The organism is Delftia sp. 11MD (assembly GCF_050907895.1).
In the GTDB taxonomy this organism is placed as follows: domain Bacteria; phylum Pseudomonadota; class Gammaproteobacteria; order Burkholderiales; family Burkholderiaceae_C; genus Comamonas; species Comamonas tsuruhatensis.
In genome coordinates this window covers 3,483,361-3,509,427 of sequence record NZ_CP194333.1, presented here as the reverse complement: position 1 = coordinate 3,509,427, position 26,067 = coordinate 3,483,361, and the positions used below count along the sequence as shown (strand labels likewise).

General features: G+C 67.3%; 24 protein-coding genes. 17 read left to right on the top strand and 7 right to left on the bottom strand.

Translation table 11 applies throughout. The annotated features are described in order from the left end of the window. Positions 1-54 precede the first annotated feature (54 nt). From clpA to sbcB, 3 genes are all read left to right on the top strand, one after another. On the top strand, positions 55-2,391 hold the full coding sequence (clpA, locus tag ACRSCF_RS15905) for an ATP-dependent Clp protease ATP-binding subunit ClpA (RefSeq protein WP_126312738.1): 2,337 nt from the start codon (positions 55-57) through the stop codon (positions 2,389-2,391). Positions 2,392-2,474: 83 nt separating this feature from the next. Beyond that, on the top strand, positions 2,475-3,929 hold the full coding sequence (gene cls, locus ACRSCF_RS15900; protein ID WP_126312737.1) for a cardiolipin synthase: 1,455 nt from the start codon (positions 2,475-2,477) through the stop codon (positions 3,927-3,929). A gap of 37 nt (positions 3,930-3,966) precedes the next feature. Next, a complete protein-coding gene (gene sbcB / locus ACRSCF_RS15895) occupies positions 3,967-5,406 on the top strand; it encodes an exodeoxyribonuclease I (protein ID WP_244386050.1) in 1,440 nt (479 codons plus the stop codon). 133 nt (positions 5,407-5,539) lie between these two features. Here the strand turns inward: sbcB and ACRSCF_RS15890 are convergent, their stop codons facing one another. Beyond that, the gene (locus ACRSCF_RS15890; RefSeq protein WP_017404792.1) at positions 5,540-6,769 is read right to left on the bottom strand and encodes a nucleoside recognition domain-containing protein; all 1,230 of its coding nucleotides are present in this window, start codon (positions 6,767-6,769) and stop codon (positions 5,540-5,542) included. A gap of 148 nt (positions 6,770-6,917) precedes the next feature. Between ACRSCF_RS15890 and ACRSCF_RS15885 the strand changes: the two genes are divergently transcribed. Next, positions 6,918-7,313: a VOC family protein gene (locus tag ACRSCF_RS15885; RefSeq protein WP_016454836.1), complete on the top strand. Its 396-nt coding sequence runs from the start codon at positions 6,918-6,920 to the stop codon at positions 7,311-7,313. 19 nt (positions 7,314-7,332) lie between these two features. Here the strand turns inward: ACRSCF_RS15885 and tam are convergent, their stop codons facing one another. Continuing rightward, positions 7,333-8,106, bottom strand: a complete 774-nt coding sequence (gene tam / locus ACRSCF_RS15880; protein WP_193616005.1) for a trans-aconitate 2-methyltransferase — start codon at positions 8,104-8,106, stop codon at positions 7,333-7,335. A gap of 107 nt (positions 8,107-8,213) precedes the next feature. Between tam and ACRSCF_RS15875 the strand changes: the two genes are divergently transcribed. Then, positions 8,214-9,122 carry a LysR family transcriptional regulator gene (locus ACRSCF_RS15875; protein WP_193616004.1) on the top strand — a complete coding sequence of 303 codons (909 nt, stop codon included), beginning with the start codon at positions 8,214-8,216 and terminating at the stop codon, positions 9,120-9,122. A 9-nt stretch (positions 9,123-9,131) separates the two neighbouring features. On the opposite strand, the gene ACRSCF_RS15870 is transcribed toward ACRSCF_RS15875, so the two are convergent. Beyond that, positions 9,132-10,049 (bottom strand): LysR family transcriptional regulator, encoded by a 918-nt coding sequence (locus tag ACRSCF_RS15870; RefSeq protein WP_016446874.1) that lies wholly within the window; start codon positions 10,047-10,049, stop codon positions 9,132-9,134. Positions 10,050-10,124: 75 nt separating this feature from the next. Between ACRSCF_RS15870 and ACRSCF_RS15865 the strand changes: the two genes are divergently transcribed. From ACRSCF_RS15865 to ACRSCF_RS15845, 5 genes are all read left to right on the top strand, one after another. Then, complete coding sequence (locus ACRSCF_RS15865; RefSeq protein WP_016446875.1) at positions 10,125-10,994, top strand: HpcH/HpaI aldolase/citrate lyase family protein; 870 nt, start codon at positions 10,125-10,127, stop codon at positions 10,992-10,994. 81 nt (positions 10,995-11,075) lie between these two features. Continuing rightward, positions 11,076-12,071: a tripartite tricarboxylate transporter substrate binding protein gene (locus tag ACRSCF_RS15860; RefSeq protein ID WP_244386049.1), complete on the top strand. Its 996-nt coding sequence runs from the start codon at positions 11,076-11,078 to the stop codon at positions 12,069-12,071. A 58-nt stretch (positions 12,072-12,129) separates the two neighbouring features. Then, positions 12,130-13,293 (top strand): CoA transferase, encoded by a 1,164-nt coding sequence (locus tag ACRSCF_RS15855; RefSeq protein ID WP_034363872.1) that lies wholly within the window; start codon positions 12,130-12,132, stop codon positions 13,291-13,293. Further along, positions 13,293-14,138, top strand: coding sequence for an amidohydrolase family protein (locus ACRSCF_RS15850; protein WP_034363874.1), 846 nt, complete (start codon positions 13,293-13,295; stop codon positions 14,136-14,138). Before ACRSCF_RS15855 ends, ACRSCF_RS15850 begins: the two co-directional genes overlap by 1 nt. Positions 14,139-14,201: 63 nt before the next feature. Further along, positions 14,202-15,194: a tripartite tricarboxylate transporter substrate binding protein gene (locus ACRSCF_RS15845; RefSeq protein WP_244386048.1), complete on the top strand. Its 993-nt coding sequence runs from the start codon at positions 14,202-14,204 to the stop codon at positions 15,192-15,194. A gap of 20 nt (positions 15,195-15,214) precedes the next feature. On the opposite strand, the gene ACRSCF_RS15840 is transcribed toward ACRSCF_RS15845, so the two are convergent. Beyond that, a complete protein-coding gene (locus tag ACRSCF_RS15840) occupies positions 15,215-16,357 on the bottom strand; it encodes a PQQ-dependent sugar dehydrogenase (protein ID WP_034363876.1) in 1,143 nt (380 codons plus the stop codon). A 275-nt stretch (positions 16,358-16,632) separates the two neighbouring features. On the opposite strand from ACRSCF_RS15840, the gene ACRSCF_RS15835 reads away from it, so the two are divergent. Next, positions 16,633-17,334: a YebC/PmpR family DNA-binding transcriptional regulator gene (locus ACRSCF_RS15835; protein WP_016446881.1), complete on the top strand. Its 702-nt coding sequence runs from the start codon at positions 16,633-16,635 to the stop codon at positions 17,332-17,334. An 81-nt stretch (positions 17,335-17,415) separates the two neighbouring features. Here ACRSCF_RS15835 and upp read toward each other — a convergent pair whose 3' ends face one another. The 3 genes from upp to ACRSCF_RS15820 all read right to left on the bottom strand — a co-directional run bounded on the left by upp (position 17,416) and on the right by ACRSCF_RS15820 (position 20,750). Next, positions 17,416-18,045 carry a uracil phosphoribosyltransferase gene (gene upp / locus ACRSCF_RS15830; protein ID WP_012205354.1) on the bottom strand — a complete coding sequence of 210 codons (630 nt, stop codon included), beginning with the start codon at positions 18,043-18,045 and terminating at the stop codon, positions 17,416-17,418. A gap of 56 nt (positions 18,046-18,101) precedes the next feature. Continuing rightward, complete coding sequence (locus tag ACRSCF_RS15825; RefSeq protein WP_034400215.1) at positions 18,102-19,079, bottom strand: threo-3-hydroxy-L-aspartate ammonia-lyase; 978 nt, start codon at positions 19,077-19,079, stop codon at positions 18,102-18,104. A 147-nt stretch (positions 19,080-19,226) separates the two neighbouring features. Then, positions 19,227-20,750 carry a helicase HerA-like domain-containing protein gene (locus ACRSCF_RS15820; protein WP_016446883.1) on the bottom strand — a complete coding sequence of 508 codons (1,524 nt, stop codon included), beginning with the start codon at positions 20,748-20,750 and terminating at the stop codon, positions 19,227-19,229. A 78-nt stretch (positions 20,751-20,828) separates the two neighbouring features. Here ACRSCF_RS15820 and ACRSCF_RS15815 point away from each other — a divergent pair, with 78 nt between their 5' ends. The 6 genes from ACRSCF_RS15815 (at position 20,829) to ACRSCF_RS15790 (ending at position 26,017) form a co-directional block, all read left to right on the top strand. Further along, positions 20,829-21,548 carry a YebC/PmpR family DNA-binding transcriptional regulator gene (locus ACRSCF_RS15815; protein ID WP_012205357.1) on the top strand — a complete coding sequence of 240 codons (720 nt, stop codon included), beginning with the start codon at positions 20,829-20,831 and terminating at the stop codon, positions 21,546-21,548. After that, the gene (gene purD / locus ACRSCF_RS15810) at positions 21,545-22,828 is read left to right on the top strand and encodes a phosphoribosylamine--glycine ligase (protein ID WP_126312730.1); all 1,284 of its coding nucleotides are present in this window, start codon (positions 21,545-21,547) and stop codon (positions 22,826-22,828) included. Before ACRSCF_RS15815 ends, purD begins: the two co-directional genes overlap by 4 nt. A gap of 4 nt (positions 22,829-22,832) precedes the next feature. Continuing rightward, positions 22,833-23,807 carry an oxygen-dependent coproporphyrinogen oxidase gene (gene hemF / locus ACRSCF_RS15805; protein WP_052013937.1) on the top strand — a complete coding sequence of 325 codons (975 nt, stop codon included), beginning with the start codon at positions 22,833-22,835 and terminating at the stop codon, positions 23,805-23,807. 249 nt (positions 23,808-24,056) lie between these two features. After that, a complete protein-coding gene (gene rsfS, locus ACRSCF_RS15800) occupies positions 24,057-24,809 on the top strand; it encodes a ribosome silencing factor (protein WP_034363878.1) in 753 nt (250 codons plus the stop codon). A 21-nt stretch (positions 24,810-24,830) separates the two neighbouring features. Then, the gene (gene rlmH, locus ACRSCF_RS15795) at positions 24,831-25,298 is read left to right on the top strand and encodes a 23S rRNA (pseudouridine(1915)-N(3))-methyltransferase RlmH (RefSeq protein ID WP_012205361.1); all 468 of its coding nucleotides are present in this window, start codon (positions 24,831-24,833) and stop codon (positions 25,296-25,298) included. Positions 25,299-25,402: 104 nt separating this feature from the next. Then, positions 25,403-26,017: a Maf family protein gene (locus ACRSCF_RS15790; RefSeq protein WP_046239338.1), complete on the top strand. Its 615-nt coding sequence runs from the start codon at positions 25,403-25,405 to the stop codon at positions 26,015-26,017. The last annotated feature ends 50 nt before the right edge of the window (positions 26,018-26,067 follow it).

Genomic DNA, 26,067 nt, shown 5'->3' with positions numbered 1-26,067 from the left:
GCCCTGATTTATGGTTGCAGTCAATAATCCCCAGCAAGCGAAAAGGAGTCATCAATGATCGCCCAGGAACTGGAAGTCAGCTTGCACATGGCCTTTGTCGAAGCACGCCAGCAGCGCCACGAGTTCATCACCGTGGAACACCTGCTGCTGGCCCTGCTGGACAACCCCAGTGCAGCGGAAGTGCTGCGCGCCTGCTCAGCCAACATCGATGACCTGCGCTCGGCCCTGTCCAACTTCATCAAGGACAACACGCCCCAGGTCGCGGGCACCGACGAAGTGGACACGCAGCCCACGCTGGGTTTCCAGCGTGTGATTCAGCGCGCCATCATGCATGTGCAATCGACCGGCAACGGCAAGAAGGAAGTCACGGGCGCCAACGTGCTCGTGGCCATCTTCGGTGAAAAGGACTCGCATGCCGTCTACTACCTGCACCAGCAGGGCGTGACGCGCCTGGACGTTGTCAATTTCATCGCCCACGGCATCAAGAAGGGCGAGCCGCCCGAGCCTGCGAAGGCGGAGAACCCTGCGGAATCCGAAGAGGGTGCCGGTGGCGAACGCAACGAAAAGGCCTCGCCCCTGGAGCAGTTCACGCTGAACCTCAACCAGGCGGCCAAGGACGGCAAGATCGATCCGCTGATCGGGCGCGACTACGAGGTCGAGCGCACCATCCAGATCCTGTGCCGCCGCCGCAAGAACAACCCGCTGCTGGTCGGCGAGGCCGGCGTGGGCAAGACCGCGATCGCCGAGGGCCTGGCCTGGCGCATCACCGAAGGCAAGGTGCCCGAGGTGCTGACCGAGGCCGTGGTCTATTCGCTGGACATGGGCGCGCTGCTGGCAGGCACCAAGTACCGTGGCGATTTCGAGCAGCGCCTCAAGGGCGTGCTCAAGTCGCTGAAGGACAAGCCCAACGCCATCCTGTTCATCGACGAGATCCACACGCTGATCGGCGCGGGCGCCGCTTCGGGCGGCACGCTGGACGCGTCCAACCTGCTCAAGCCGGCGCTGTCCAGCGGCCAGCTCAAGTGCATCGGCGCCACCACGTTCACCGAGTACCGCGGCATCTTCGAGAAGGACGCGGCCCTGTCGCGGCGCTTCCAGAAGGTGGATGTGGTCGAGCCCACGGTGGCCGAGACCGTTGACATCCTCAAGGGCCTGAAGTCGCGCTTCGAGGAGCACCACAGCGTGCAGTACGCCGCCGCCGCCCTGCAGGCTGCGGCCGAGCTGTCGGCCAAGTACATCAATGACCGCCACCTGCCCGACAAGGCCATCGACGTGATCGACGAGGCCGGCGCCGCGCAGCGCATCATTCCGGTGGAGCAGCGCAAGCAGACCATCGACAAGGCCGAGATCGAGGCCATCGTGGCCAAGATCGCGCGCATTCCGCCTGCCAACGTGTCCAACGACGACCGCAGCAAGCTGCAGACGCTGGAGCGCGACCTCAAGAGCGTGGTCTTCGGCCAGGACAAGGCGCTTGAAGCGCTGGCCTCCTCGGTCAAGATGGCGCGCTCGGGCCTGGGCAAGCCGGACAAGCCGATCGGCTCCTTCCTGTTCTCGGGCCCCACCGGCGTGGGCAAGACGGAAGCTGCCAAGCAGCTGGCCTACATCCTCGGAGTGGACCTGATCCGCTTCGACATGTCGGAGTACATGGAGCGCCATGCCGTCAGCCGCCTGATCGGCGCGCCTCCGGGCTATGTGGGCTTTGACCAGGGCGGCCTGCTGACCGAGGCCGTGACCAAGAAGCCGCATTCGGTGCTGCTGCTCGACGAAATCGAGAAGGCGCATCCGGACATCTTCAACGTGCTGCTGCAGGTCATGGACCACGGCACGCTGACGGACAACAACGGGCGCAAGGCCGACTTCCGCAACGTGATCCTCATCATGACCACGAACGCGGGTGCAGAGACCATCAACAAGGCCTCGATCGGCTTCACCAACCCGCGCCAGGCCGGCGACGAAATGGGCGACATCAAGCGCCTGTTCACGCCGGAGTTCCGCAACCGTCTGGACGCCATCGTCAGCTTCAAGCCGCTGGACGAGCAGGTCATCCTGCGCGTGGTCGACAAGTTCCTGCTGCAACTGGAGCAGCAGCTTGCCGAAAAGCGCGTGGAGGTCACCTTTACCGACGCGCTGCGCAAGCACCTGGCCAGGAAGGGCTTCGATCCGCTCATGGGCGCCCGTCCCATGCAGCGCCTGATCCAGGACACCATCCGGCGCTCGCTGGCCGACGAGCTGCTGTTCGGGCAGCTGGTCGACGGTGGCCGCCTGGAAGTGGACTGGGTGGCCGACGCCGACGATGCCGACAAGGGCGAGGTCAGGCTCGACATCACGCCCCAGCCCAGGCAGGATCCGGCTTCCGAGCCGGCCGAGCCCAAAGAGGCCACCGCCGACTGATGTGCATCGCCTGATGCCCATCGCGCAAGCCGACAGCCCCCCGGGCTGCCGGCTTTTTCTTTGATCCGCCCGAAGGAGTCTTTGTGGAGTGGCTTCGTCAGTACCTGACCCATGAGAATGCGCTGCTGCTGCTGTCGGTGACCTGGTCGGTCTATGTGGTGATCGTCGCGGTGTGGATCCTTTTGCAGCGCAGCGCGCCCGTGGCCACGCTGAGCTGGCTGCTGTCCATGGCGGCGATTCCCGTGGGCGGGCTGGCCATCTACTATTTCTTCGGCCCGCAGCGGCTCAAGCGCCAGCGCATCAAGCGGCTGCGCGCGCGCAAGACATCGCGCGTGCGCTCGGGCGTGCAGCGGCTGCGCGAGCGCATGCCCGGCAGTCCCGAGCGCCTGCACCAGGTCGCGCGACTGGTGGCCGCCACCAGCGACTTTCCGGTGAGCACGGCCACCGACCTGCGGCTGCTGGTCGGTGGCGCGGCCACCTTCGACGCCATCATCGACGCGGTGAATGCCGCGCGCCACCACATCCACCTCGAGTACTACATCTTCGAGCCCGACCAGACCGGCACGGCCCTGCGCGACCTGCTCATACAGCGGGCCCGCGCAGGCATACAGGTGCGCCTGCTGGTGGATGCCCTGGGCTCCAAGAAGCTGGGGCGGCGCTTTCTGCAGCCGCTGGAGGATGCGGGCGCCGAGGTCGCGCTGTTCCATGGCACCAAGATCGGCCGGCGGCTGCGCCCGGTCATCAACTTCCGCACCCACCGCAAGATCCTGGTGTGCGACGGCAAGGTGGGCTTCACGGGCGGCGTCAACGTGACCGACGAAGAGAACGCGCGTGTCATGCCCGATGCCTACCACGACGTGCACCTGCGCCTGGAGGGCGCCATCGTCAACTGGCTGCAGACCGTGTTCCTCGAGGACTGGGCCTACGCCCTCGAAAAGGACCCCAAGAGCGAGCCCGCCGACATCGACCTGCTGCTGCCGGACGCGCCCGAGGGCCCGCTGCCCGTGCAGATCATCACCTCCGGCCCCGACAACGGCCTGCAGGCCATCTACCGCGCCCATCTTGCGGCCATCAACGCGGCCGAGGAGCGTGTCTGGCTGACCACGCCGTACTTCGTTCCCACGGAGGCCGCGCTGGCCGCGCTCACCAATGCCTCGCTGCGCGGCGTGGATGTGCAGCTGCTGGTGCCGCGCCGCTCCGATTCGGCCCTGGTCACGGCGGCCGCGCGCTCCTACTACGACGAACTGATCCGCTGCGGCGTGCGCGTCTACGAATACAAGGCGCGCATGCTGCACTCCAAGACGCTGGTGGTGGACGGCAGCATCTCCATCATCGGCACGGCCAACTTCGACTACCGCAGCTTCTTCCTGAACTACGAAGTCTGCGCCATCGCCTACGGGCCCCAGCTCAATGGCGACCTGGCGCGCCAGTTCGAGCTGGACCTGGAGCAGGCGCAGCGCGTGCATTTCAAGCGCGACCTGGGCTTCGCACTGCGCCTGTTCGACTCCGGCGCGCGCCTTTGCTCACCCTTGCTGTGATGTCCGGACGCACTTTTTTCGCAGGCATACTCGCCCGATGGCCCATACCTTCTTCTGGCACGACTACGAGACCTTCGGCGCCCAGCCGCGCTATGACCGGCCCGCGCAATTCGCGGGCATCCGCACCGATGCGGAACTCAATGAAATCGGCGAGCCCGTCATGTGGTACTGCCAGCCGGCAGGCGACTACCTGCCCGATCCGCAGTCCTGCCTGATCACCGGCATCACGCCCCAGCAATGCCTGGAGCAGGGCATGCCCGAGGCCCAGTTCGCCGCCCGCATCGAGGCGGAACTGGCCCAGGCCGGCACCGTGGGCGTGGGCTACAACACCATCCGTTTTGACGACGAGATCACGCGCTTCATGTTCTGGCGCAACCTCATCGACCCCTATGCGCGCGAATGGCAAAACGGCTGCGGGCGCTGGGACCTGCTCGACGTGGTGCGCATGGTCTATGCGCTGCGCCCCGAAGGCATTGTCTGGCCGAAAAAGGAGGATGGATCTCCAAGCTTCAAGCTCGAGGACCTGGCCCGCGCCAACGGCCTGCTGCACGAGAAGGCGCACGACGCCCTGTCCGACGTGCGTGCCACCATCGGGCTGGCCCGACTGATCCGCAAGGTCCAGCCCAGATTGTTCGACTTCGCCTTCTCGCTGCACAAGAAGGACCGGGTGCTGCAGGAAATGGGCCTGCCGGCCGAGCCGGCGCATGCCAGGCCCTTCCTGCACGTCAGCGGCATGATCCGGCCCGAGCGCGGCTGCATCGCCGTCATGTGGCCGCTGGCCACGCACCCCACCAACAAGAACGAGATCATCTGCTGGGATCTGGCGCAGGACCCGTCCGAGCTGGCCTCCATCGACGTGGAAACGCTGCGCCTGCGCCTGTTCTCGCGCGCGGCCGACCTGCCCGAAGGCATGCAGCGCCTGCCCATCAAGAGCATCCACGTCAACAAGTCGCCCATGGTGGTCGGCAGCCTCAAGACGCTGAGCCCGGCCATGGCCGCGCAATGGGGCATCGATGTGGAGCAGTGCATGGGCCATGCGGCCATTGCACGGGACCTGCCCGACATGAGCGCGCTGTGGCGTGCCGTTCACCAGCGCCCTGCGCAGGAAGGGCTGGATGCCGACCAGGACCTGTACGGCGGTTTCGTGGGCAATGAGGACCGGCGCCGCCTGAACCACCTGCGCAGCCTGTCTGCGCAGGAGCTGGCGCTGGACCGCACGGGCTTCGACGATGCACGCCTGACCGAGCTGCTGTTCCGCTACCGCGCCCGCAATTTTCCCGCCAGCCTGAACCCGGCCGAGCGCCAGCGCTGGCTGCAGCACTGCGCGGCCTGCCTGATCGAAGGCAAGGGCGGCGCACGCACGGCCGAGCAGATGTTTGCCATGGTCGATCAGCTATCGGAAACTGCCGACGAGCGCGGCGAGGAGATCCTGGGGGCGCTGTATGACTATGCCGAGGCGATCATGCCGGAACTTTAGTTCCCCCTGAGCCGCTGCGCGGCTTCTCCCGAGAGGTGCGACACCCTCGCGGCGGGGTGGCCGGCGTAGGCACTTGCTCGGTCTTCCTCGCCTTGGACCGCGTCGGCTTCAGGCGCAGCGCCCATTTGTGCCTTCAGCCAAAGAACTTGTAGCAGACCACGATGGCCGCCACCACGCCGGCCAGTTCGGCGATGAGGGCGCAGGGCACGGCGTGGCGGGCACGCTGTATGCCCACGGCGCCGAAGTAGACGGCCAGGACGTAGAAGGTGGTTTCGGTGCTGCCCTGGATGGTGGCGGCCACCAGGGCGGCGAAGCTGTCCACGCCCTGGGTCTGCATGGTCTCGATCAGCATGGCGCGCGCCGCGCTGCCCGAGAAGGGTTTGACCAGGGCCGTGGGCAGGGCGTCCACGAAGCGGGCGTCCATGCCCATGGCATCGACCACCCAGCGTATGCCCGACAGCGCATACTCCAGCGCGCCCGATGCGCGGAACACGCCCACGGCGCAGAGCATGGCCACCAGGTAGGGCAGCAGGCCCTTGGCCACGTCAAAGCCTTCCTTGGCGCCCTCGATGAAGCTGTCGTAGACCGCGACCTTGCGCCAGGCGCCCAGGGTGACGAACAGCACGATCAGGGCAAACAGCGTCAGGTTGCCCAGCAGCGATGACAGCTGGGCCAGTGCGGCCGCCGACAGCGTGGCCAGAAAGGCCATGAAGCCCGCCAGCGCCAGGCCCAGCGGCAGCAGATAGCCCAGCACCACGGGGCTCCACAGCGGCAGCCTCTGCACGGCGGCCACGGCCAGCAGGCCGACCAGGGTCGAGGCCGAGGTTGCCAGCAAGATCGGTAGAAAGACCAGGGTGGGATCGGGCGCACCCTGCTGCATGCGGTACATGAAGATGGTCACGGGCAGCAAGGTCAGCGACGACGCATTGAGCACCAGGAACAGGATCTGCGCATTGGTGGCGGTGTCGGGCCGGGGATTGAGCTCCTGCAGCGAGCGCATGGCCTTCAGGCCCATGGGCGTGGCCGCGTTGTCCAGTCCCAGCCCGTTGGCCGCGAAGTTCAGCGTGATCAGGCCCAGGGCCGGATGGCCGCGCGGCACCTCGGGCATGAGCCTGGCGAACAACGGGCCCAGCACGCGCGCCAGCCACTCCACCACGCCGGCCTTCTCTGCGATGCGCAGAAAGCCCAGCCACAGCGTCAGCGTGCCGAACAGCAGCACCATGACCTCGACCGACAGCCTGGCCATGGCAAACAGCGCCTGCACCATGGCCGAGAAAATCCCGGCCTGGCCGCCGACCAGCCATTGCGCCAGCGCAGCCACGGCCGCCACCAGAAAAAAGCCCAGCCACAAGGCATTCAGCATGGATTCCCGTCCCTCACGAGGCAATTGCAAGCCGCCATTGTGGGGCCAGCCGCAGGGCTTACGGGCCAGGGCGGCAGGGCATTGACAGGGCTCCGTTATCCTCGCGGCCCCGTGGTCCGAGGACCGCACCATTGCTGCAAAGGATTCCATGCCCCAGGTGATAGGACAGGTGAGCGTCGCCGTGCGCGACTATGACGAGGCGCTGCGCTTTTATGTGGGCGCGCTGGGCTTCGTGCTGATCGAGGACACCGCCCTGTCCGAGGGCAAGCGCTGGGTTACCGTGGCCCCCGGTGGCGGCGGTGTGCGCCTGCTGCTGGCCCGTGCCACGAATGAGGAACAGGCCGCGCGCGTGGGTAACCAGACGGGCGGGCGCGTGTTCCTGTTCCTGCAGACCGACGACTGCCTGCGCGACTTCGAAGCCTACCGCTCGCGCGGCGTGCGCTTTGTGCAGGATCCCCAGCGCAAGCCCCACGGCACCGTGGCCGTGTTCGAAGACCTCTACGGCAATCTGTGGGATCTCATCGAGTTGCATCCGGCGCGCTGAGGGCCGAAGGCGCGCTGCTTCAGCGGCTGGCCACGATGAACAGCCTGGGGAAGGGCAGCAGCACCGTGCCATCGTCCAGCGCGGGGTAGGCCTGGGAGATGGCCTGCAGATACGCTGCGTAGAAGCCGGCCTTTTGCTCCTCGTCCAGCGGCGCGACGAAGGGACGCAGCGCCGAACCCTTGAACCACTCAACCACCGCGGCATGGCCGCCCGCCAGCGGGTGGAAGTAGGTGGTGCGCCAGACATCGACGTTGCTGCAGTGCGGGCGAAGCAGGGCGTAGTAGAAGTCCGCGCTGTGACGTGCGGGGTGGCGCACATCGCCAATCGTGGCAGCCCATGGGCCGCTGGCGGCCACTTCGCGCGCCAGCCGGTGGGCCGGTTCTTCCAGGTTGTCCGGCGTTTGCACGGCCAGGCTGCCACCGGGGGCCAGGTGGCTGACAAGGCGCGGGTAAAGCTGCTGGTGGTCGGGCAGCCACTGCAGCGAGGCATTGGCCAGGATCACGTCCTGCGGCTGGTCGGGCTGCCAGGTGGCGATGTCGGCCAGGCAGAAGGCCGTGCCCGGCAGCCGCTTGCGTGCGGCATCCAGCATGTCCTCGGAATTGTCCAGTCCCGTCATGGTGGCCCCGGGGAAGCGCTGGGCCAGGACCTCGGTGGAGTTGCCGGGGCCGCAGCCCAGGTCCACGGCCAGCCGCACGGCGCGGCCAGGCAGATCGGGAATGGCGGCCACCAGGTCGCGCACGGGGCGGGTGCGTTCCTGCTCGAACGTTGTGTACTGCTTTGCGGACCAGGTCATCGTGTTGCCTTTCAGGTAGGTGTGCTTGTGGGGCGCGAGCGTAAATCCGTCCATTCATGATTGCAAATGCCACAATCGAAGCCTTCCCATACCTTGAAAGTATTGATGTGCCCGAGCTTCGCCAACTGCGCGCCTTTGTCGCCATCGCCGAGGAAGGCCACATCACCCGCGCGGCCGAGCGCCTGGGCATGCAGCAGCCGCCGCTGACGCGATTGCTGCAGGGCCTTGAGCACGAATTGGGCGTGGAGTTGGTGCAGCGCCTGCCGCGCGGCGTGCGGCCCACGGCGGCGGGGCTGGCGCTGCTGGAAGAGGCCAGGGCGCTGCTGGCCCGCTCCGATGGGCTGGCCGAAGTGGTGGGCCGTGCCGCCCGCGGCGATACGGGCCGGCTGGCCGTGGGTTTCACCAGCTCTGCCGCACTGCATCCCTTCGTGCCCGGCGTGCTGCGCATGTTCCGCCAGCAGGTGCCCGGCGTCGCGGTGGCGCTGGAGGAGGCGGGCACGGGCGAGCTCATGGATGCATTGCTGCAAGAGCGGCTGGACGCGGCCTTTGTGCGCTCGCCCCTGCATGGCAGCCAGGGGCTGCAGGCCGTGCCGATTCTGGAGGAGCCCATGCTGCTGGCCCTGCCGGCAGGGCATGCGCTGGCACGCCCATTGCGCCGGCCCGTGCCTTTGCCGCAGCTCGCCTCGGAGGATTTCGTGCTGTACCGGCGCAGGGTGGGGCAGGGCCTGTACGACGCCATTCTCAAGGCCTGCCTGGAGGCGGGTTTCAGCCCGCGCGTGGTGCAGGAGGCGCCGCGCATGACGGCGACGCTGAGCCTGGTCTCGGCAGGGCTGGGGCTGTCCATCGTGCCGGCCTCCATGCAGCGCCTGCGCAGCGACGGCATTGCCTACCGCACGCTGTCGCAATGCCCGGGGCTGGCCGCTCCGCTGCATCTGGCCACGCGCGTGGGCGATGCGTCTGCGGTGCTGCGCAGGTTCCAGGACCTGGTTGCCACGGCGGCCGTGGCGGAGTCCTGAAGGTGCGGACTATGGTGACCTGGTTGCTGCGCGTGCGGCAGCGCGAGGACCGCCGCGCTGCCTGACCACGGTGCGCGCGCATTCCACCAGCTTGTGGATCAGCGGCAGGCGTGCCGAAGAGCGCAGCCACATCACACCGAAGCGCCGCGACTGCGATTCCTCGGGCAGGGCCAGCCGCACCACGCCCTGGCCATCGGGCAGGTTCAGGGCTGTGTCGGGCACCAGGGAGACGCCCAGGCCCCTGTCCACCATCATGGCAATCGCCACCAGCGAGCTCAGTTCAAAGCGCTCCTGGGGAGCGATCTGCGCGGCGCGCAGGTAGCGCTCCACCATCTGGCCGCCGCCCAAGCTGCGGTCATAGCGGATCAGCGGCTGGGTGCGCAGCAGCGTGTGCGGGTCCAGGTGCGCCAGCTGGCGCGGCACCAGCAGCACCAGCGGCTCCTCGCGCAGCAGTGTCCAGTCGAAGGTCTTGGCCAGGGCGAACGAGGGGTGCAGGCAGACCGCCGCATCCAGCTCGCCCTGCCGCACGGCCTCGTACAGCTCGCGCGTGGTGGCCGACCGCAGGAACACCTTGGCGTCAGGGCACTTCTTCACGAAGCCGGCCAGGATGTCGGGCAGCAGGCTGTGCAGCGCCGTGTTGATGGTGCCTATGACCAGTTCCCCGGCCGTGCCTTCCTGGCTGACATGGGTCTTGGCATTGGCCAGTTCGCGCAGCAACTGCGGCGCGGATTGGGCCAGGCGGTGGCCGGCCGGGGTGGGCAGCACGGTGCGGCCTGCGCGGGCCAGCAGGGGTGCGTCGAACTCGCGCTCCAGGATGCGGATCTGCTGGGCCACGGCGGCGGCCGTGATGTCCAGGCGCCGCGCGGCCTCGGCCATGGAGCCGGTCTCCACCACGAGCAGGAAGCTGTGCAGGTAGCTGGTTTCCATAAACAAAGAATTTGTATGGTTTGAACAAATATTACCTGTGTTTCTCTTGGCTTTCTGCCGCCCACAATGCGGGCCATGAGAAGCAAACTGTTTGTTCCCGCATCGCGTCCCGAGCTGTTCGCCAAGGCCCTGGCCGGCGAGGCCGACGCGCTGTCCTTCGACCTGGAGGACGCGGTGGCCGAAGCGCGCAAGGACGAGGCGCGCAGCCTGCTGCGCAGCTTCCTGCTCAGCCCTGAAAGCCGGGGCCATGGCAAGACGCTGATCGTGCGCGTCAACGCCATGGATACGCCGCATTTCGGCGCCGACATCGCCGAGATGGTGCGCGACGGCGTGCACCTCATCAACCTGCCCAAGCCCGAGACCGTGCAGCAGGTGCGCGAGGCCGCACAGCGCATTGCCGATGCGGCAGATGCCAACGGCGTGCCCCAGGCGCCTGGCCTGCTGCTCAACATCGAAACACCCCGCGCCCTGCGCTGCGCTGCCGAACTGGCCGGCGCCCACGCCAGCGTGGCCGGCCTGCAGATGGGGCTGGGCGACCTGTTCGAGCCCTTTGGCGTGAACCGGCGCGAGCCCGCCGCCATTGCCCAGGTGCTGCTTGCCGTGCGCATGGCCGCTGCCGAGGCAGGCATCTATGCCTATGACGGCGCCTTTGCCGACATCCGCGACAGCGACGGCTTCAGCGCCGAGGCGCGGCTGTCGCGCGGCCTGGGCTTTCTGGGCAAGACGTGCATACACCCCAGCCAGGTCGCGCTGGCCAATGCGGTCTACCAGCCGACCGAGCAGGAGATTTCCCACTCGCTGAAGGTGGTCCAGGCGGCCCGCGAGGCTGACGCCAATGCGCTGGGCGCCTATGTGGTGGACGGAAAGATGGTGGACAAGCCCTTTGTGCTGCGTGCCCAGGCCATCGTGGCTGCGGCGCATGCACAGGGGCTGCTGGTGGCCTGAATAGGGTTCTGGCATTCCGGTGTACCGGCGTCCTGCATGCCGGGCAACACAACGACAAGAAACAGGACAGGAGACAAAGACATGAGCATTTCGCATTGCCGCACGCGGCGCAGGCTGGTGGCGCTGGCGGCCACGGCAACGCTGGCCGGGCTGGCTTCGCCGGGATTGATGGCGCAGGGCGCCTTCCCGTCCAAGGCCATCACCATGGTGGTTCCCTATCCGCCGGGAGGCTCCAACGATGTGTTCGCACGCCAGGTGGCCAAGGAAATGGGCGATCTGCTCAAGCAGACCGTGATCGTGGACAACCGGCCCGGCGCCAGCGGCAACACCGGCACGGCCTCGGTGGCCAAGGCGGCGGCGGACGGCTACACGCTGGTGGCGGTGTCGTCGAGCATGACCACGAATGCCGCGGTGCAGGCCAAGATGCCCTTCGACCCCGTCAAGGACCTGGCGCCCGTGGCCATGTTTGCCAAGGGCCCGCTGGTGGTGGCCGTGAACAACGAATTCCCGGCCAGGACGCCGCAGGATCTGGTGCGCGCCATCAAGGCCAGCCCGGGCCAGTTCAACTACGCCACCTCGGGCACCGGCAGCATCAACCACTTCGCGACCGAGATGATGCGCTCCATGGTGCCGGGCATGGACATCATGCATGTGCCCTACAAGGGCCAGGGTCCGGCTGTGACCGATGTGATCGGCAACCAGGTGCAGATGCTGGTCTCCAGCGGCCCGTCCATCCTGCCCATGGTGCGCAACGGCAAGCTGCGCGCCATCGGCATCACCAGCCTCAAGCCCAGCCCCATTGCGCCGGACCTGACGCCCATGGCAACGGCCATCCCGGGCTACGAGTTCGATCTGTGGTGGGGGCTGCTGGCGCCTGCGGGCACGCCTGCCGACATCGTGGACCGCCTCAACCAGGCCGTGAACCAGGTGCTGGCCAAGCCGACCATCCAGGCCAGCTTCCTGCGCGAAGGCGCCATTGCCAACCCAGTGACGCCGCAGCAGTTCGCACAAGTGATCCGCAGCGACGTGGCGCGCTGGAAGCAGCTCGCCAAGGACCGCAATATCCAGGCCGATTGAACCCGGCCTTTGGCGGGAGGCGCCCCAGGCCTTCCCGCTTCCCTATCAGGAGAAACGAATGAGTTTTGTGCCCGGTGAACGCCAGGGACCGAAAGGCCCGCTCAGCGGTGTGCGCGTGCTGGATCTGAGCGCCTATATCGCGGGGCCTTATGGCTGCTCGCTGCTGGCGGACCAGGGCGCCGAGGTGATCAAGGTCGAGCCGCCCGTGGGCGACAACCTGCGCAAGTACCCCTCCACGCTGGAGGCCGAAAGCCGCGCCTTCCTGGGCGTGAACCGCAGCAAGTGGGGCATGGTGCTGGACCTGAAGAACGAGGCCGACCACGCCGTGCTGCTGCGCCTGGTGCGCGAGGCCGATGTGCTGGTCCACAACTTCCGGCCCGGCGTGCCCGAGCGGCTGGGCATCGGTTTTGCGCAACTGGCCGCCATCAACCCACGCCTCGTCTATTGCAGCGTCACCGGCTATGGCAGCCGCGGGCCGCTCAAGGCCAAGGCGGGCTACGACCAGGTGCTGCAGACCATGACCGGCATGTGCGCCATGCAGGGCAAGGCAGGCGGGCCGCCCGAGATTCTCTACGGCTCCGTGGTGGACTACTACGCCTCGGCCCTGGTGGCGGGCGGCGTGTCGTCGGCGCTGTACGAGCGCGAGAAAAGCGGGCTGGGCCAGCATGTGGGCGTGTCTCTGCTGCGCGCGGCGCTGACCATGCAGTCCGCACGCATGGTCTGGGCCGAGGGCGAGCCGCGCGAGGTGGGGCGCGACATGCGCTCCGGCGGCATCACGGGCATCCACCCGACGCGCGAAGGACATCTCTACATCTCGGCCAATACCGCGCATTTCTGGGAGGCGCTGTGCCGCAAGCTGGGGCTGCCCGAGCTGGCCGGTGACGAGCGCTACGACTCCGTGCGCAAGCGCGCCCAGCACCGCGACGTGCTGGTGCCCCTGCTGCGCCAGGCGCTGGCGGGGCGCAGCGCACTGGAATGGGAGGCCTTGTTCGGCGAGGAAGTGCCCTGCGCGGCGGCGCGCACGGTGGAAGACATGTTCGACGACCCGCAGGTGCAGGCCGAAGGCATGGTCACCCGTTTCGAGCATCCGACCCTGGGCAGCTACCGGGGCTTTGCCGGCGCCGTGGAGTTCGACCGCACGCCCGGCCCGCCGGCCTTTGCCGCGCCCACGCTGGGCCAGCATACCGAGGCCCTGAAGGCCGCCGCGCAAGAGAGCCGCTGATGCAGGCACTGCCCGCAGGCGCCTGCGACGCCCATCTGCACGTCTTCGATCCGCGCTTTGGTACGCGTTTTTGGGCCGAGGCTCCGCAGGCCATGCGCGCCCATGCCACGGCGGCCGACTATGCGCAGCTGCGCGGCGCCATGGGGCTGGAGCGCGCCGTCATCGTCCAGCCGCGTGCGCATGGCACGGACAACCGGGCCACGCTGCACGCCATCCAGTCGCTGGGCGCAGCAAGCACGCGTGGCATTGCCGTAGTGCACCCCGAGATCACCGACGCCCAGTTGCAGGCGCTGCATGACGGCGGCATTCGCGGCATCCGCTTTTCGCTGCACACCGAGCACGATGCAGCCGTGCGGCTGGACATGCTGGAGCCGTTGGCCGAGCGCATTGCCGCGCTGGGCTGGCATGTGCAGCTGCACTGGCTGGCCAGCCAGATCGAGGCCCATGCGGCGCTGCTGCAGCGGCTGCCATGCACCCTGGTGTTCGACCACATGGCGCGGCTGGCTGACAGCACTGACGGCGCAGGCGTGCACCAGCCCGCCTTCGGTGTGGTCCGTGGGCTGGTGCAGCAGGGCAGGGCCTGGGTCAAGCTCTCGGGCCCGTATCTGAACAGCCGGGCGGGCCTGGCCGCAGGCTATGCCGATTGCGACGCGCTGGCGCAGGCCTGGGTGGCCGAGGCCCCGCAGCGCCTGGTCTGGGGCAGCGACTGGCCCCATGTCACCGAAGCTGCCCATCCGCCGCAGACCCCCATGCTGCTGGCCCTGTTGTCACGCTGGATTCCCGATGCGGCGCTGCGCGCCCGCGTGCTGGTGGACAACGCCGCCGAGCTGTACGGATTCGATTGAGGGCGCGGGGCACGCAAGCCTCGCAGCCCAGGTTTTCACCATGGAGCAACAGGAGACAGAAACGTGAAGAAGATCAAGACATTGCGGCCCGCCATGACGGTGCTGGCCTTGGGGTTGGGCCTGGGACTGGGACTTTTCCAGGGCACGCTGTATGCGGCTGACTATCCGGCCGCGCAGGCCATCACGGTCGTCGTGCCGTTCTCGGCCGGCGGCGGTGCGGACAATGCGGCGCGCATCATCGCCAAGGCGCTGGGCGAGGTCTCGGGCCAGACCGTGGTGGTGGACAACAAGGCCGGCGCCAGCGGCGCCATTGGTGCTGCCCTCGTGGCGCGTGCCAAGGCCGATGGCTATACGGTGCTGTATGACGCATCGTCCTTCGCCATCAACCCCGCGTTGCGCAAGCTGCCCTATGACCCGGCCAAGGACTTCATTGCCGTGTCCCAGGCCATCAGCGTGCCCAACATCCTCGTGGCGGCGCCGTCCTCGCCCTACAACAGCCTGGCCGACTTCATGAATGCCGCGCGGCAAAAGCCCGGCAGGCTCACCTATGCCTCCTACGGCCCGGGCAGCCTGGCCCAGATGGCGACGGAACTGCTCAAGGCAGACGCCAAGTTCGATGCCGTCCACGTTCCCTACAAGGGCGGGGCGCCCGCCATCGTCGATGTCATGGGCGGCCAGGTCGATGTGTACTTTGCCAACGCCGCCTCCAGCATCAACTATGTCAAGGGCGGCAAGCTCAAGGCGCTGGCCGTGTCCTCGGCCAAGCGCATGCCGGACCTGCCCGACGTGCCCACGGTGGCGGAAAGCGGCATCAAGGGCTTCGAGGTCACGGAGTGGAACGGCTTCTTCCTGCCCGCAGGCGCCGCGCCCGAGACCGTGCAGAAGCTGCAGGACCTGGTGCAAAAGGCCCTGGCCCTGCCGGCCACGCGCGCCAGCCTGGAGAAACTGGGCCTGACGCCCGTGGGCAGCTCCTCCGCCGCCTTCACGGGCTTCGTGGCCGCCGAGCGCAAGCGCTGGGATGCCGTGGTCAAGGCCAACGGCATCACCGTGCAGTGAGCCGCCGCGCGTGACGGGACTCAGGGCGTGGCGGTGACGCGCAGCAACTGCCCGCCCTGGGCGTCCGTCAGCAGGTAAAGCCAGCCGTCCGGTCCCTGGCGCACATCGCGCACGCGCTGGCCCAGGCGCGGCAGCACCTGCTCGCTGGCCGTCACCTTGCCGGACCTGATCGTCAGGCGCTCCAGCCGCTGGAACTTGAGCGAGCCCACGACCAGCGATCCCTTCCATTGCGCCCCATACCGGTCACTGGTCACAAAGGCCATGCCTGAGGGGGCGATCGACGGGACCCAGTAGTGCAGCGGCTGCTCCATGCCCTCCTTGCGCGTGATGCCGGCGCCGATCCTGCCGCCGCCATAGTTCTCGCCGTAGGTGATCACGGGCCAGCCGTAGTTCCTGCCGGGCTCGGGCCGGTTGACCTCGTCGCCGCCCTGCGGGCCGTGCTCATGCATCCACAGGCTGCCATCGGGCGCCAGCGCCGCGCCCTGGGCGTTGCGGTGGCCGTAGCTCCAGATCTCGGGCCAGGCATCCGCGCGGCCGACAAAGGGGTTGTCCCTGGGCACGCTGCCGTCCTTGGCAATGCGCACGATCTTGCCCAGGTGGCTTTGCAGGTTCTGGGCCTCTTCCTTGTAGCGCGAGCGCTCGCCCAGCGCCAGGAACAGCGTGCCATCGCTCTTGCCGTCCACCCTGCGCTCCACGATGCGGCAGCCGAAATGCAATGCGCTCGCGTACCTGGGGCGCTGCGAGAACAGCACTTTCACCTGCTCCAGCCGGCTGGCATCGTCGGACAGCCGGGCGCTGGCCAGCGCCGTGCTGTTCTTGCCGCTGTCGGCGCCGCTGCCGGGCTCGGAGTAGCAGAAGTACAGCTGGCGGTTGCGCGCGAAGTCGCTGTCCAGCACCACGTCCAGCAGGCCGCCCTGGCCTGCGGCCTCCACGGCCGGAAGGCCCGCCAGGGGAGCGCCCAGCCTTCCGTCGCCCTGCACGATGCGCATGCGGCCCGGCCGCTCGGTCACCAGGTAGCGCCCATCCGGCAGGAAAGCCATGGCCCAGGGGTGCTCCAGGCCTTCGGCGACGATTTCTGTGGAGAGGTTGGGGCTGGCGGCCCACAGTGCGCCGGACAGGCCCAGGGTGCTGATGGCGAGGGCGGCGGATAGGGATGGCGGCATGCCGATGCTCCTGTGATGAGGGGACAAGACGGGAAGCCGGATGCACCGCAGTGGACGTCGGCGGCGGTGCAGCGCAGGCAGGGGGCTTCGCACAAGCCAGCATCATGCACGACGCCACCAGAGCCTGCGGCGACCTGTCAACCACTGCGCAAAAAGCCCGCGCAGCCACTTGCGCGGGTGTATAAACAGCGCTCTTTCGGCGCCGGGCCGGGTCCCTGCGGGGGCGGGCGGCGGCGCCTCCTACCCACCAGAGAATCCGCAAGGGAAAAGCAGCCATGGGCGCGCAATGGAAAGCAAAGGGCAAGGCGCTGGTCGCCGACGCCAAGGGAAAGCTGTTTGGCAAGCTTGTCAAGGAAATCATCGTCGCGGCGCGCGCCGGCGCCGATCCGGCAGGCAACTCGCGCCTGCGCATGGCGGTGGAAGCCGCACGCAAGGCCTCCATGCCCAAGGACACGCTCGAGCGTGCCATCAAGAAGGGCTCGGGCGTGGGTGCCGATGCCGTCAACTACGAGCGCGTGGTCTATGAAGGCTACGGCCCCAACCGCGTGCCGGTGATGATCGAGTGCCTGACCGACAACGTGAACCGCACGGCGCCCAACATGCGCGTGTGCTTTCGCAAGGGCCAGATGACGGCCGTGGCCTGGGACTTCGACCATGTGGGCATGATCGAAGGCGAGCCCGAAGGCGGCGCCGATGCCGAACTGGCCGCCATCGAGGCCGGTGCACAGGACTTCGAGCCCGGCGAGGAAGAGGGCACGACGCTGTTCATCACCGACCCCACCGACCTCGATACCGTGAGCAAGGCGCTGCCGGCCCAGGGCTTCAAGGTGCTGTCGGCCAAGCTGGGCTACAAGGCCAAGACGCCGGTCAGCATGGCCAGCCTGTCGGCTGAGCAGCAGGAGGAAGTGCAGGACTTCCTGGCCGGCATCGAGAACGACGATGACGTGCAGAACGTCTACGCGGGCCTGGTGGATTGATGACGCTGTCCCCGCTGCCAAGCAAAAAAGCCGCACATCGTGCGGCTTTTTTGTGGGTGCAGGCGCCCAGCGCCCGGCGGCTCACTTGGTGCCGAAGATTCGGTCGCCCGCGTCGCCCAGGCCCGGCAGGATGTAGCCGTGGGCGTCCAGCTGGCGGTCCACGGCGGCCGTGTAGATGTCCACGTCGGGATGGGCCTTCTGCATGGTGGCCACGCCTTCGGGCGCTGCCAGCAGGCACATGAACTTGATGGACTTCGGGTTCAGCTGCTTCAGGCGCGCCACGGCGGCGGCGGCCGAATTGCCCGTGGCCAGCATGGGATCGACGACCAGCACGTCGCGCTCTTCCATCTCGGAGGGCATCTTGAAGTAGTACTCGACGGGCTGCAGCGTCTCGGGGTCGCGGTACAGGCCGATGTGGCCAATGCGCGCGCCGGGCACGACGTTGAGCATGCCGTCGAGGAAACCGTTGCCGGCGCGCAGGATGGACACCAGCACCAGCTTCTTGCCGTCGATGACCTTGCCGGTCATGGTCTCCAGCGGGGTCTCGATCTCGATGTCCTGCAGCGGCATGTCGCGCGTGATCTCGTAGGCCATCAGCGTGGACAGCTCGCCCAGCATGCGGCGAAAGCTGTTGGTGCTGGCTTCCTTGCGGCGCATCAGCGTGAGCTTGTGTTGGACCAGCGGGTGGTCGATCAGGTGCAGAGTACTCATGGTTTTCTTCTGGAAAAAAGGGCGCCGGTATTTTGGGGCCGGCGCCAGGGGTCGGTTCAGTCGTGCAGAAAGCGCGCGTAGCGCGCCAGGTCCACATTGCCGCCGCTGATGAGAATGCCCACGCGTGCGCCCGACAGCGCAACCCCGCCATGCAGGGCGCCCGCCAGCGAGAGCGCACCCGTGGGTTCGACCACGATTTTCTTGCGTTCCGCGTAAAAGCGCATGGCCTGCACCAGATGCTCGTCCGCCACGGCCAGGATATCTTCGACATGCTCGCGGATGATGGCGAATGTGATATCGCCGATGGACTGGGTCTGCGCGCCGTCGGCAATGGTGTGGGGCGTGGGGATCTGCACGATCCGGCCTGCGCGCAGCGACTGGCGGGCATCGTCGCCGGCCTGGGGCTCGACGCCGTAGACCTTGCAGCGCGGGGCGAGCTGTCCGGCTGCCAGCAGGCTGCCCGACAGCAGGCCGCCGCCGCCCAGGCAGACGAACAGGTAGTCCAGATCGGGCACCTCCTCGAACAATTCCTTGGTCGCCGTGCCCTGGCCGGCAATCACGTCGCGGTGGTTGAACGGCGGGATCAGCGTCATGCCGCGCTCGTCGGCCAGGCGCCGGGAGATGGCTTCGCGGTCCTCGGTGAAGCGGTCATAGGTCACCACCTGGGCGCCGTAGGAGCGGGTGGCCGCCATCTTGGAGGCAGGCGCATCCTCGGGCATGACGATGAGCGCGGGCATGTCCAGCATCTGCGCGGCCAGTGCCACGGCCTGGGCATGGTTGCCCGAAGAGAAGGCCAGGGCGCCGCGCTTGCGCTGCTCGGGCGTGAACTGCGACAGCGCGTTGTAGGCGCCGCGTATCTTGAAGGCGCCCGTGCGCTGCAGGTTCTCGCACTTGAAGAACAGCTGGGCGCCCAGCAGCTCGTCGGCGGTGCGGCTGCGCAGTATGGGGGTGCGGTGGGCCACGCCCTCCAGCCGGCTGGCTGCGGCGGCAACGTCGTCATAGGTGGGCAGCGAGGGAGGGCTGTTCGTCGTCATGGCGTGCGGTTCCGCAAAGTGGATGGAGGCGGTTTCGATCATAGCCGCATGCGCAGGCTTTCAGCGCCCTGAAATGCGCCAGCCGTTGCATGGCAACGGCTGGGTGCTATGGTGTTTGATGCGGCGCAGTGCCGGTGCGCCAGCGCTTCAGCGCTTCTTGTTGCCCAGGATGCCGCCGAGCACGCCGCGCAGGATTTCCTTGCCCAGCGAATTGCCCATGGTGCGCATGGTGGACTTGGCCATGGTCTGCACCAGGCCGTCGTGCTTGCCTCCGCGCGGGCCTGTGGTGCCGAACAGAAGATCCTTGAGCCCGTCCATCATGGCGCCGCCGCCTTCGCTGGCGGCGGGTGCGGCTCCGGCAGGGCCTGCCGGCGAGGCCCCGTCGCCGGATGCTGCCGTGCGTCCGCGCAGCACTTCGTAGGCCGATTCGCGGTCCACCGCCTTTTCATAGACACCTGCCACCAGCGATTGCGCCAGCAAGACCTTGCGCTGCTCCTCGCTGATCGGACCGATCTGGCTGCCCGGTGGAATGACATAGGCGCGTTCGGTGATGCCGGGGCGGCCCTTTTCATCGAGGAAGCTCACCAGGGCCTCGCCCACGGCCAGCTCCGTGATGGCGGCCTCGATGTCCAGCCCCGGCTTGGGCCGCATCGTGGTGGCCGTGGCCTTGACGGCCTTCTGGTCGCGCGGCGTGAAGGCGCGCAGCGCGTGCTGCACGCGATTGCCCAGCTGGGCCAGCACGGTGTCGGGCACGTCCATCGGGTTTTGCGTGACGAAATACACGCCCACGCCCTTGGAGCGCACCAGGCGCACCACCAGCTCGATGCGTTCGAGCAGCACCTTGGGCGCATCGTTGAACAGCAGGTGGGCCTCGTCGAAGAAGAAGACCAGCTTGGGCTTGTCGGGGTCGCCGATCTCGGGCAGGCGCTCGAACAGCTCGGACAGCATCCACAGCAGGAAGGTGGAGTACAGGCGCGGCGAATTCATCAGCTTCTCTGCCGCCAGGATGTTGACCACGCCCTTGCCGCCCGCATCGGTCTGCATCAGGTCGTTGATGTCGAGCATGGGCTCGCCAAAGAATTTGTCGCCGCCCTGCGACTCGATGGCCACCAGCCCGCGCTGTATGGCCCCCACGCTGGCGGCACTGATGTTGCCGTACTCGGTGGTGAACTGCTTGGCGTTGTCGCCCACGTGCTGGAGCATGGACCGCAGGTCCTTGAGGTCCAGCAGCAGCAGTCCGTTGTCGTCGGCAATCTTGAAGACCAGGTTGAGCACGCCCATCTGCGTGTCGTTCAGGGCCAGCATGCGCCCGATCAGCAGCGGCCCCATGTCCGAAACCGTGGCGCGCACCGGATGGCCCAGCTCGCCGAACACGTCCCACAGCGTGGTGGGGCAGGCCAGGGGCTGGGGAATCTCGATGCCGCGCTCCTGCAGCGAAGCCGCCATCTTGGCGCCCGTGCTGCCGCTTTGGCTGATGCCCGACAGGTCGCCCTTGATGTCGGCCATGAACACCGGCACGCCGATTTCGGAGAAGCCTTCCGCCATTTTCTGCAGCGTCACGGTCTTTCCGGTGCCCGTGGCGCCGGTGATCAGGCCATGTCGATTGGCCAGTGCGGGCAGCAGCAGGCATTCTGTGGCAGAGTGGCGGGCGATCAGAAGTGGAGCGGCCATTTCGGGTTTCCTCGGGGGAGCATGCGGTCAAAAGTAAAATCCCAGCCGCAAGGTTAAATCAATATCAAAGGACAGCCTGTGGCAGGACACAGTAAATGGGCCAATATCCAGCACCGCAAAGGCCGCCAGGACGAAAAGCGCGGCAAGGTCTGGACTCGCATCATCCGTGAAATCATGGTGGCGGCACGCACGGGAGGGGGCGATCTCAGCGCCAACCCGCGCCTGCGCCTGGCGGTGGAAAAGGCCAAGGCGGCCAACATGCCGGCCGACAACATCAAGCGCAACATCGACAAGGCCACGGGCAACCTCGAAGGCGTGACCTACGAGGAAATCCGCTACGAAGGCTACGGCATTGGCGGCGCGGCCATCATCGTGGACACCATGACCGACAATCGCGTGCGCACTGTGGCGGATGTGCGTCACGCCTTCAGCAAGTACGGTGGCAACATGGGCACGGAGGGTTCCGTGTCCTTCCAGTTCAAGCATGTCGGACAACTGATCTTCGCTCCCGGAAGCGACGAGGACCAGATCATGGAAGTGGCTCTGGAGGCCGGCGCCGAGGACGTGATCACCGATGACGAGGGAGCCATCGAGGTGCTGACCGCACCCGCAGAGTTCGAAACCGTGCGCGACGCGCTGCAGGCCAAGGGCCTGACGCCGGAGGTGGCTGAAGTCACCATGCGCCCGGAAAACACCATCGCCCTGCAAGGCGATGACGCAGCCCGCATGCAAAAGCTGCTGGACATGATCGAAGACCTGGATGACGTACAGGACGTCTACCACAACGCTGAACTATGAAAATTCTTGTGATTGGTGGCGGAGGCCGCGAGCACGCCCTGGCGTGGAAACTGGCTGAATCGCCGAAATCGACCAAGGTCTATGTGGCCCCCGGCAACGGTGGCACGGGCCTGGCCGGCGGCAAGGTGGAGAACCTCAACATCACCGACCCGCAGGCGCTGCGCGAGTGGGCGCAGGCCGAGAAGGTCGCGCTGACCGTGGTCGGCCCCGAGGCTCCGCTGGCTGCCGGCGTGGTCGATGAGTTCCGCGCCCACGGCCTGCGCATCTTCGGCCCCTCCAAGGCGGCCGCCCAGCTGGAAAGCTCCAAGGCGTTTTCCAAGAACTTCATGGCGCGCCACGGCATCCCCACGGCGCTCTACGAGACTTTCACCGACCCGGTTGCTGCCCACGCCTATGTGGATCGCCTGGGTGCGCCCATCGTGGTCAAGGCCGACGGCCTGGCCGCAGGCAAGGGCGTGGTCGTTGCGACCACGCTGCAGGAAGCCCACGACGCCGTGGACTTCATGCTCGTGGACAACAAGTACGGCGTGGCCCACAACGACGGCGGTGCCCGCGTGGTGATCGAGGAATTCCTCGCCGGCGAGGAAGCCAGCTTCATCGTGCTGTGCGACGGCAAGAACGTCCTGGCCCTGGCGACCAGCCAGGACCACAAGCGCCTGAAGGACGGCGACCAGGGTCCGAACACGGGCGGCATGGGCGCCTACTCGCCCGCGCCCGTGGTCACGGCCGACGTGCATGCCCGCGCCATGCGCGAGATCATCCTGCCGACCATCCGTGGCATGGAAAAGGACGGCATTCCCTACACCGGCTTCCTGTATGCGGGCCTGATGATCGATGCATCCGGCCATCCCAAGACGCTGGAGTTCAACTGCCGCATGGGCGACCCCGAGACCCAGCCCATCATGATGCGTCTCAAGAGCGATCTGGTGGACGTCATGCTGGCGGCCACCGATGCCAAGCTCGACCAGGTCGAGCTGCAATGGGACCGCCGCACGGCGCTGGGCGTGGTCATGGCCGCAGCAGGCTACCCCGAGGACCCGCGCAAGGGCGATGCCATCAGCGGGCTGCCGCAGGACGCCGCCGATGCCATGGTCTTCCATGCCGGCACCCAGCTCAAGGACGGTGTGCCCGTCACCAGCGGTGGCCGCGTACTGTGCGTCACCGTACTGGCCGACAGCGTCAAGCAGGCCCAGCAAAAGGTCTATGACGTGGCGCGTGGCATCCATTTCGATGGTGCCCAGTACCGCCGCGACATCGGCTTCCGTGCCGTGAAGAACTGAGTCCATGGCAGAGCAATCGACCGGGCAGGCGCTGCCCGTGGCCCGGGTGCGCGAGTACCTGACGGGCCTGCAGGCCCGCATCACGCAGGCGCTGGAACAGGTGGAAGGCGAGGGCGGTGCACGCTTTCTGTCCGACGCCTGGAGCAAGGGCCCCGGCGAGCGCCTGCAGGGCGATGGCATCACCCGCATCATGGAAGGTGGCCGCGTGTTCGAGCGCGCGGGCTGTGGCTTCTCGCATGTGCGCGGGCCGCAGCTGCCGCCCTCGGCCACGCAGCACCGGCCTGAGCTGGCCGGTGCGCCGTTCGAGGCCATGGGCGTGTCCCTGGTCTTCCATCCGCGCAATCCTTTTGTGCCTACGGTGCACATGAATGTGCGAATGATTGCAGCCGGCTCAGGTGCGGCCGGCTCAGGTGCGGCAGGGCAGCCGGGCAACGAACCCACCTGCTGGTTCGGCGGCGGCATGGACCTGACGCCGGTCTACGGCTTCGAGGAAGATGCACAGCACTTTCACCGCGTCTGCCGCGATGCGCTGGCGCCTTTTGGCGACACGCTTTACCCGCGCTTCAAGACCTGGTGCGACGAGTACTTCCGCCTGAAGCACCGCAACGAGCAGCGCGGCATCGGCGGCATCTTCTTCGACGACTTCTCGGAGCTGGGCCAGGCGCGCAGTTTCGACATGCTGCGCTCGGTGGGCGATGCCTTTCTGGAGTCCTACCTTCCCATCGTCGAGCGCCGCCAGGCCATGGACTACGGGCAGCAGCAGGTCGATTTCCAGCGCTACCGCCGCGGCCGCTATGTGGAGTTCAACCTGGTCTGGGACCGGGGCACGCACTTCGGCCTGCAGTCCGGCGGGCGTACGGAGTCCATCTTGCTGTCCATGCCACCGCATGCGAGCTGGAGCTACCAGCGCGAGGACGCGCCCGGCACCCCCGAGCGCGCTTTGCTGGAGCAATTCCTGGTGCCCCGCGACTGGCTTTGAGCCCGAGAGCCGCCATCCCGAGCGGCGTGGCGAAATCCGCGCGTGCAAGGGAATAGGCGGCAAAACTATAATTTCAATAGCTTGAGGCGCAGCGTTGGCTGCGTTCTCCACTTTCTTCGGCGCGAAATCTTCCGGCGATCTGTGGGCGAACTCCATGCATTTTGGAGCGCCGCTACAGCCCAGCCCTCTACGGGCCGCACGGCGCTCGCGCTATATTGATCCCATTCCTATTCCATTGATCACCGCCTGATGACCACTTCCACCAAATCGGATTCCGCAGCCAAGCGCGACGTGACCAAGCTGCAACGCGCCATTGTTGACGGCCTCGAAAACGTCAAGGCCCAAGACATCCAGGTCTTCAATACCGAAAAGCTCTCGCCGCTGTTCGAGCGCGTGATCGTGGCTGCGGGCACCTCCAACCGCCAGACCAAGGCGCTGGCCTCCAGCGTGCGCGACGCCGTCAAGCAGGCCGGGTTCCCCGTGCCGCGCCAGGAAGGCGAAGAAAACGGCGAGTGGATCATCGTGGACTGCGGCCAGGCCGTGGTCCATGTCATGCAGCCGGCCATCCGCCAGTACTACCGCCTGGAAGAGATCTGGGGCGAGACGCCTGTGCGCCTGAAGCTGGGCGCTCCCAAGCCCACGCGCTCGGCTGCCACCGACAAGGCGGAAGAAAAGGCCAAGAAGGCTGCAACCAAGAAGGCCGCGGCAACCGCTGCCAAGCCTGCAGCCAAGAAGGCCGCTTCTGGCGCAGCCTCCGCCGCCGCCAAGAAGCCCGCTGCCAAGAAGGCGGCCCCTGCCAAGGCCGCTGCACCCCGTTCCGCAGCGGCAAAGCCGGCTGCTGTGAAGTCGGCCGCAGCCAAGTCGCCGGCCGGCAAGACGGCGGCGCCCAAGGCCATCAAGACCGTGGTGGTCAACCGCGCCCCCGCCAAGGCCAAGGCCGGCGCCGCTGCCAAGCCTGCCGCCAAGCCGGCAGCCAAGCGCGCCCCCCGCGCCAAGGCCTGAGCGGTTCAGGGCTGACGCTGCATGAAGCTGTTGATCGTGGCCGTGGGCCAGCATGTGCCCGACTGGGCGCAGACAGCCTACGACGACTACGCCAAGCGTTTTCCTCCGGAACTCAAGGTGGAGCTCAAGGCCGTCAAGACGGAGCCACGCGGCTCCAAGACGGTCGAGACCCTGTATGCGGCCGAGCGCAAGCGCATCGAGGCCGCCATTCCGCGCGGCACGCGCATCGTCGTGCTCGATGAGCGCGGCACCAATCTGACGACCAAGGCCCTGGCCCAGCGCCTGCAGGGCTGGCAGCTGGAGGGCGATGACGTGGCCCTCATCATCGGAGGCCCGGACGGTCTGGACCCCGCTTTCAGGCAGGCCGCACACGAGCGCATACGCCTGTCGGACCTGACCCTGCCGCATGCCATGGTGCGGGTGCTCCTTATCGAGCAGCTGTACCGTGCCTGGTCGGTCAACGCCGGCCATCCCTACCACCGGGAATAGCGGCAGCGGCGGTGTCATGCGGATCGGAAGATCTCGTGATACTATGATTTTGATAGCCTTCGGCGCTTTGATACAAAGGGCTGAAGGCATTTCTCATTTTCATCATGCCGCCCTTCATCTACCTAGCCTCCCAAAGCCCCCGCCGCCGCCAACTGCTGGAGCAGCTGGGCGTGGCCCATGAGCTTTTGCTGCCCAATGCGGATGGCGACATCGCCGAAGATGCCGAGGCCATGGAAGCCGAGCTGGCCGGCGAGGCAGCGCGCGACTACGTGCAGCGCGTGACCGCCCTCAAGCTCGACGCTGCCGTGGCCCGCCACGCGCGCCGTGCGCTGGCTGCCGCTCCCGTGCTCTGCTCGGACACCACGGTGGCGCTCGACGGCCGCATTCTGGGCAAGCCCGCCGATGCCGAAGATGCACGCCGCATGCTGACGGGGCTTGCCGGCCGAGAGCATGAGGTGCTGACGGCCGTGGCCATACAGCATGGCGCGCGGCGCCTGGCTGCGCTGTCGGTCTCCCGGGTTCGCTTTGCGGCCATGAGCGCTCAGCAGATCGACGCGTATGTGGCCTCGGGCGAGCCCATGGGCAAGGCCGGTGCCTATGGCATACAGGGCCGTGCGGCGGCCCATGTGCAGTGGCTGCAAGGCAGCTACTCGGGCATCATGGGCCTGCCGCTGTTCGAGACGGCGGCGCTGTTGCGCGAGCTGGGCTGGGCGCTGTAGGCCAGCTCCCCGACCTGGGCCCCGAGGGGCGTGCAGGCAGGCGCGCACGG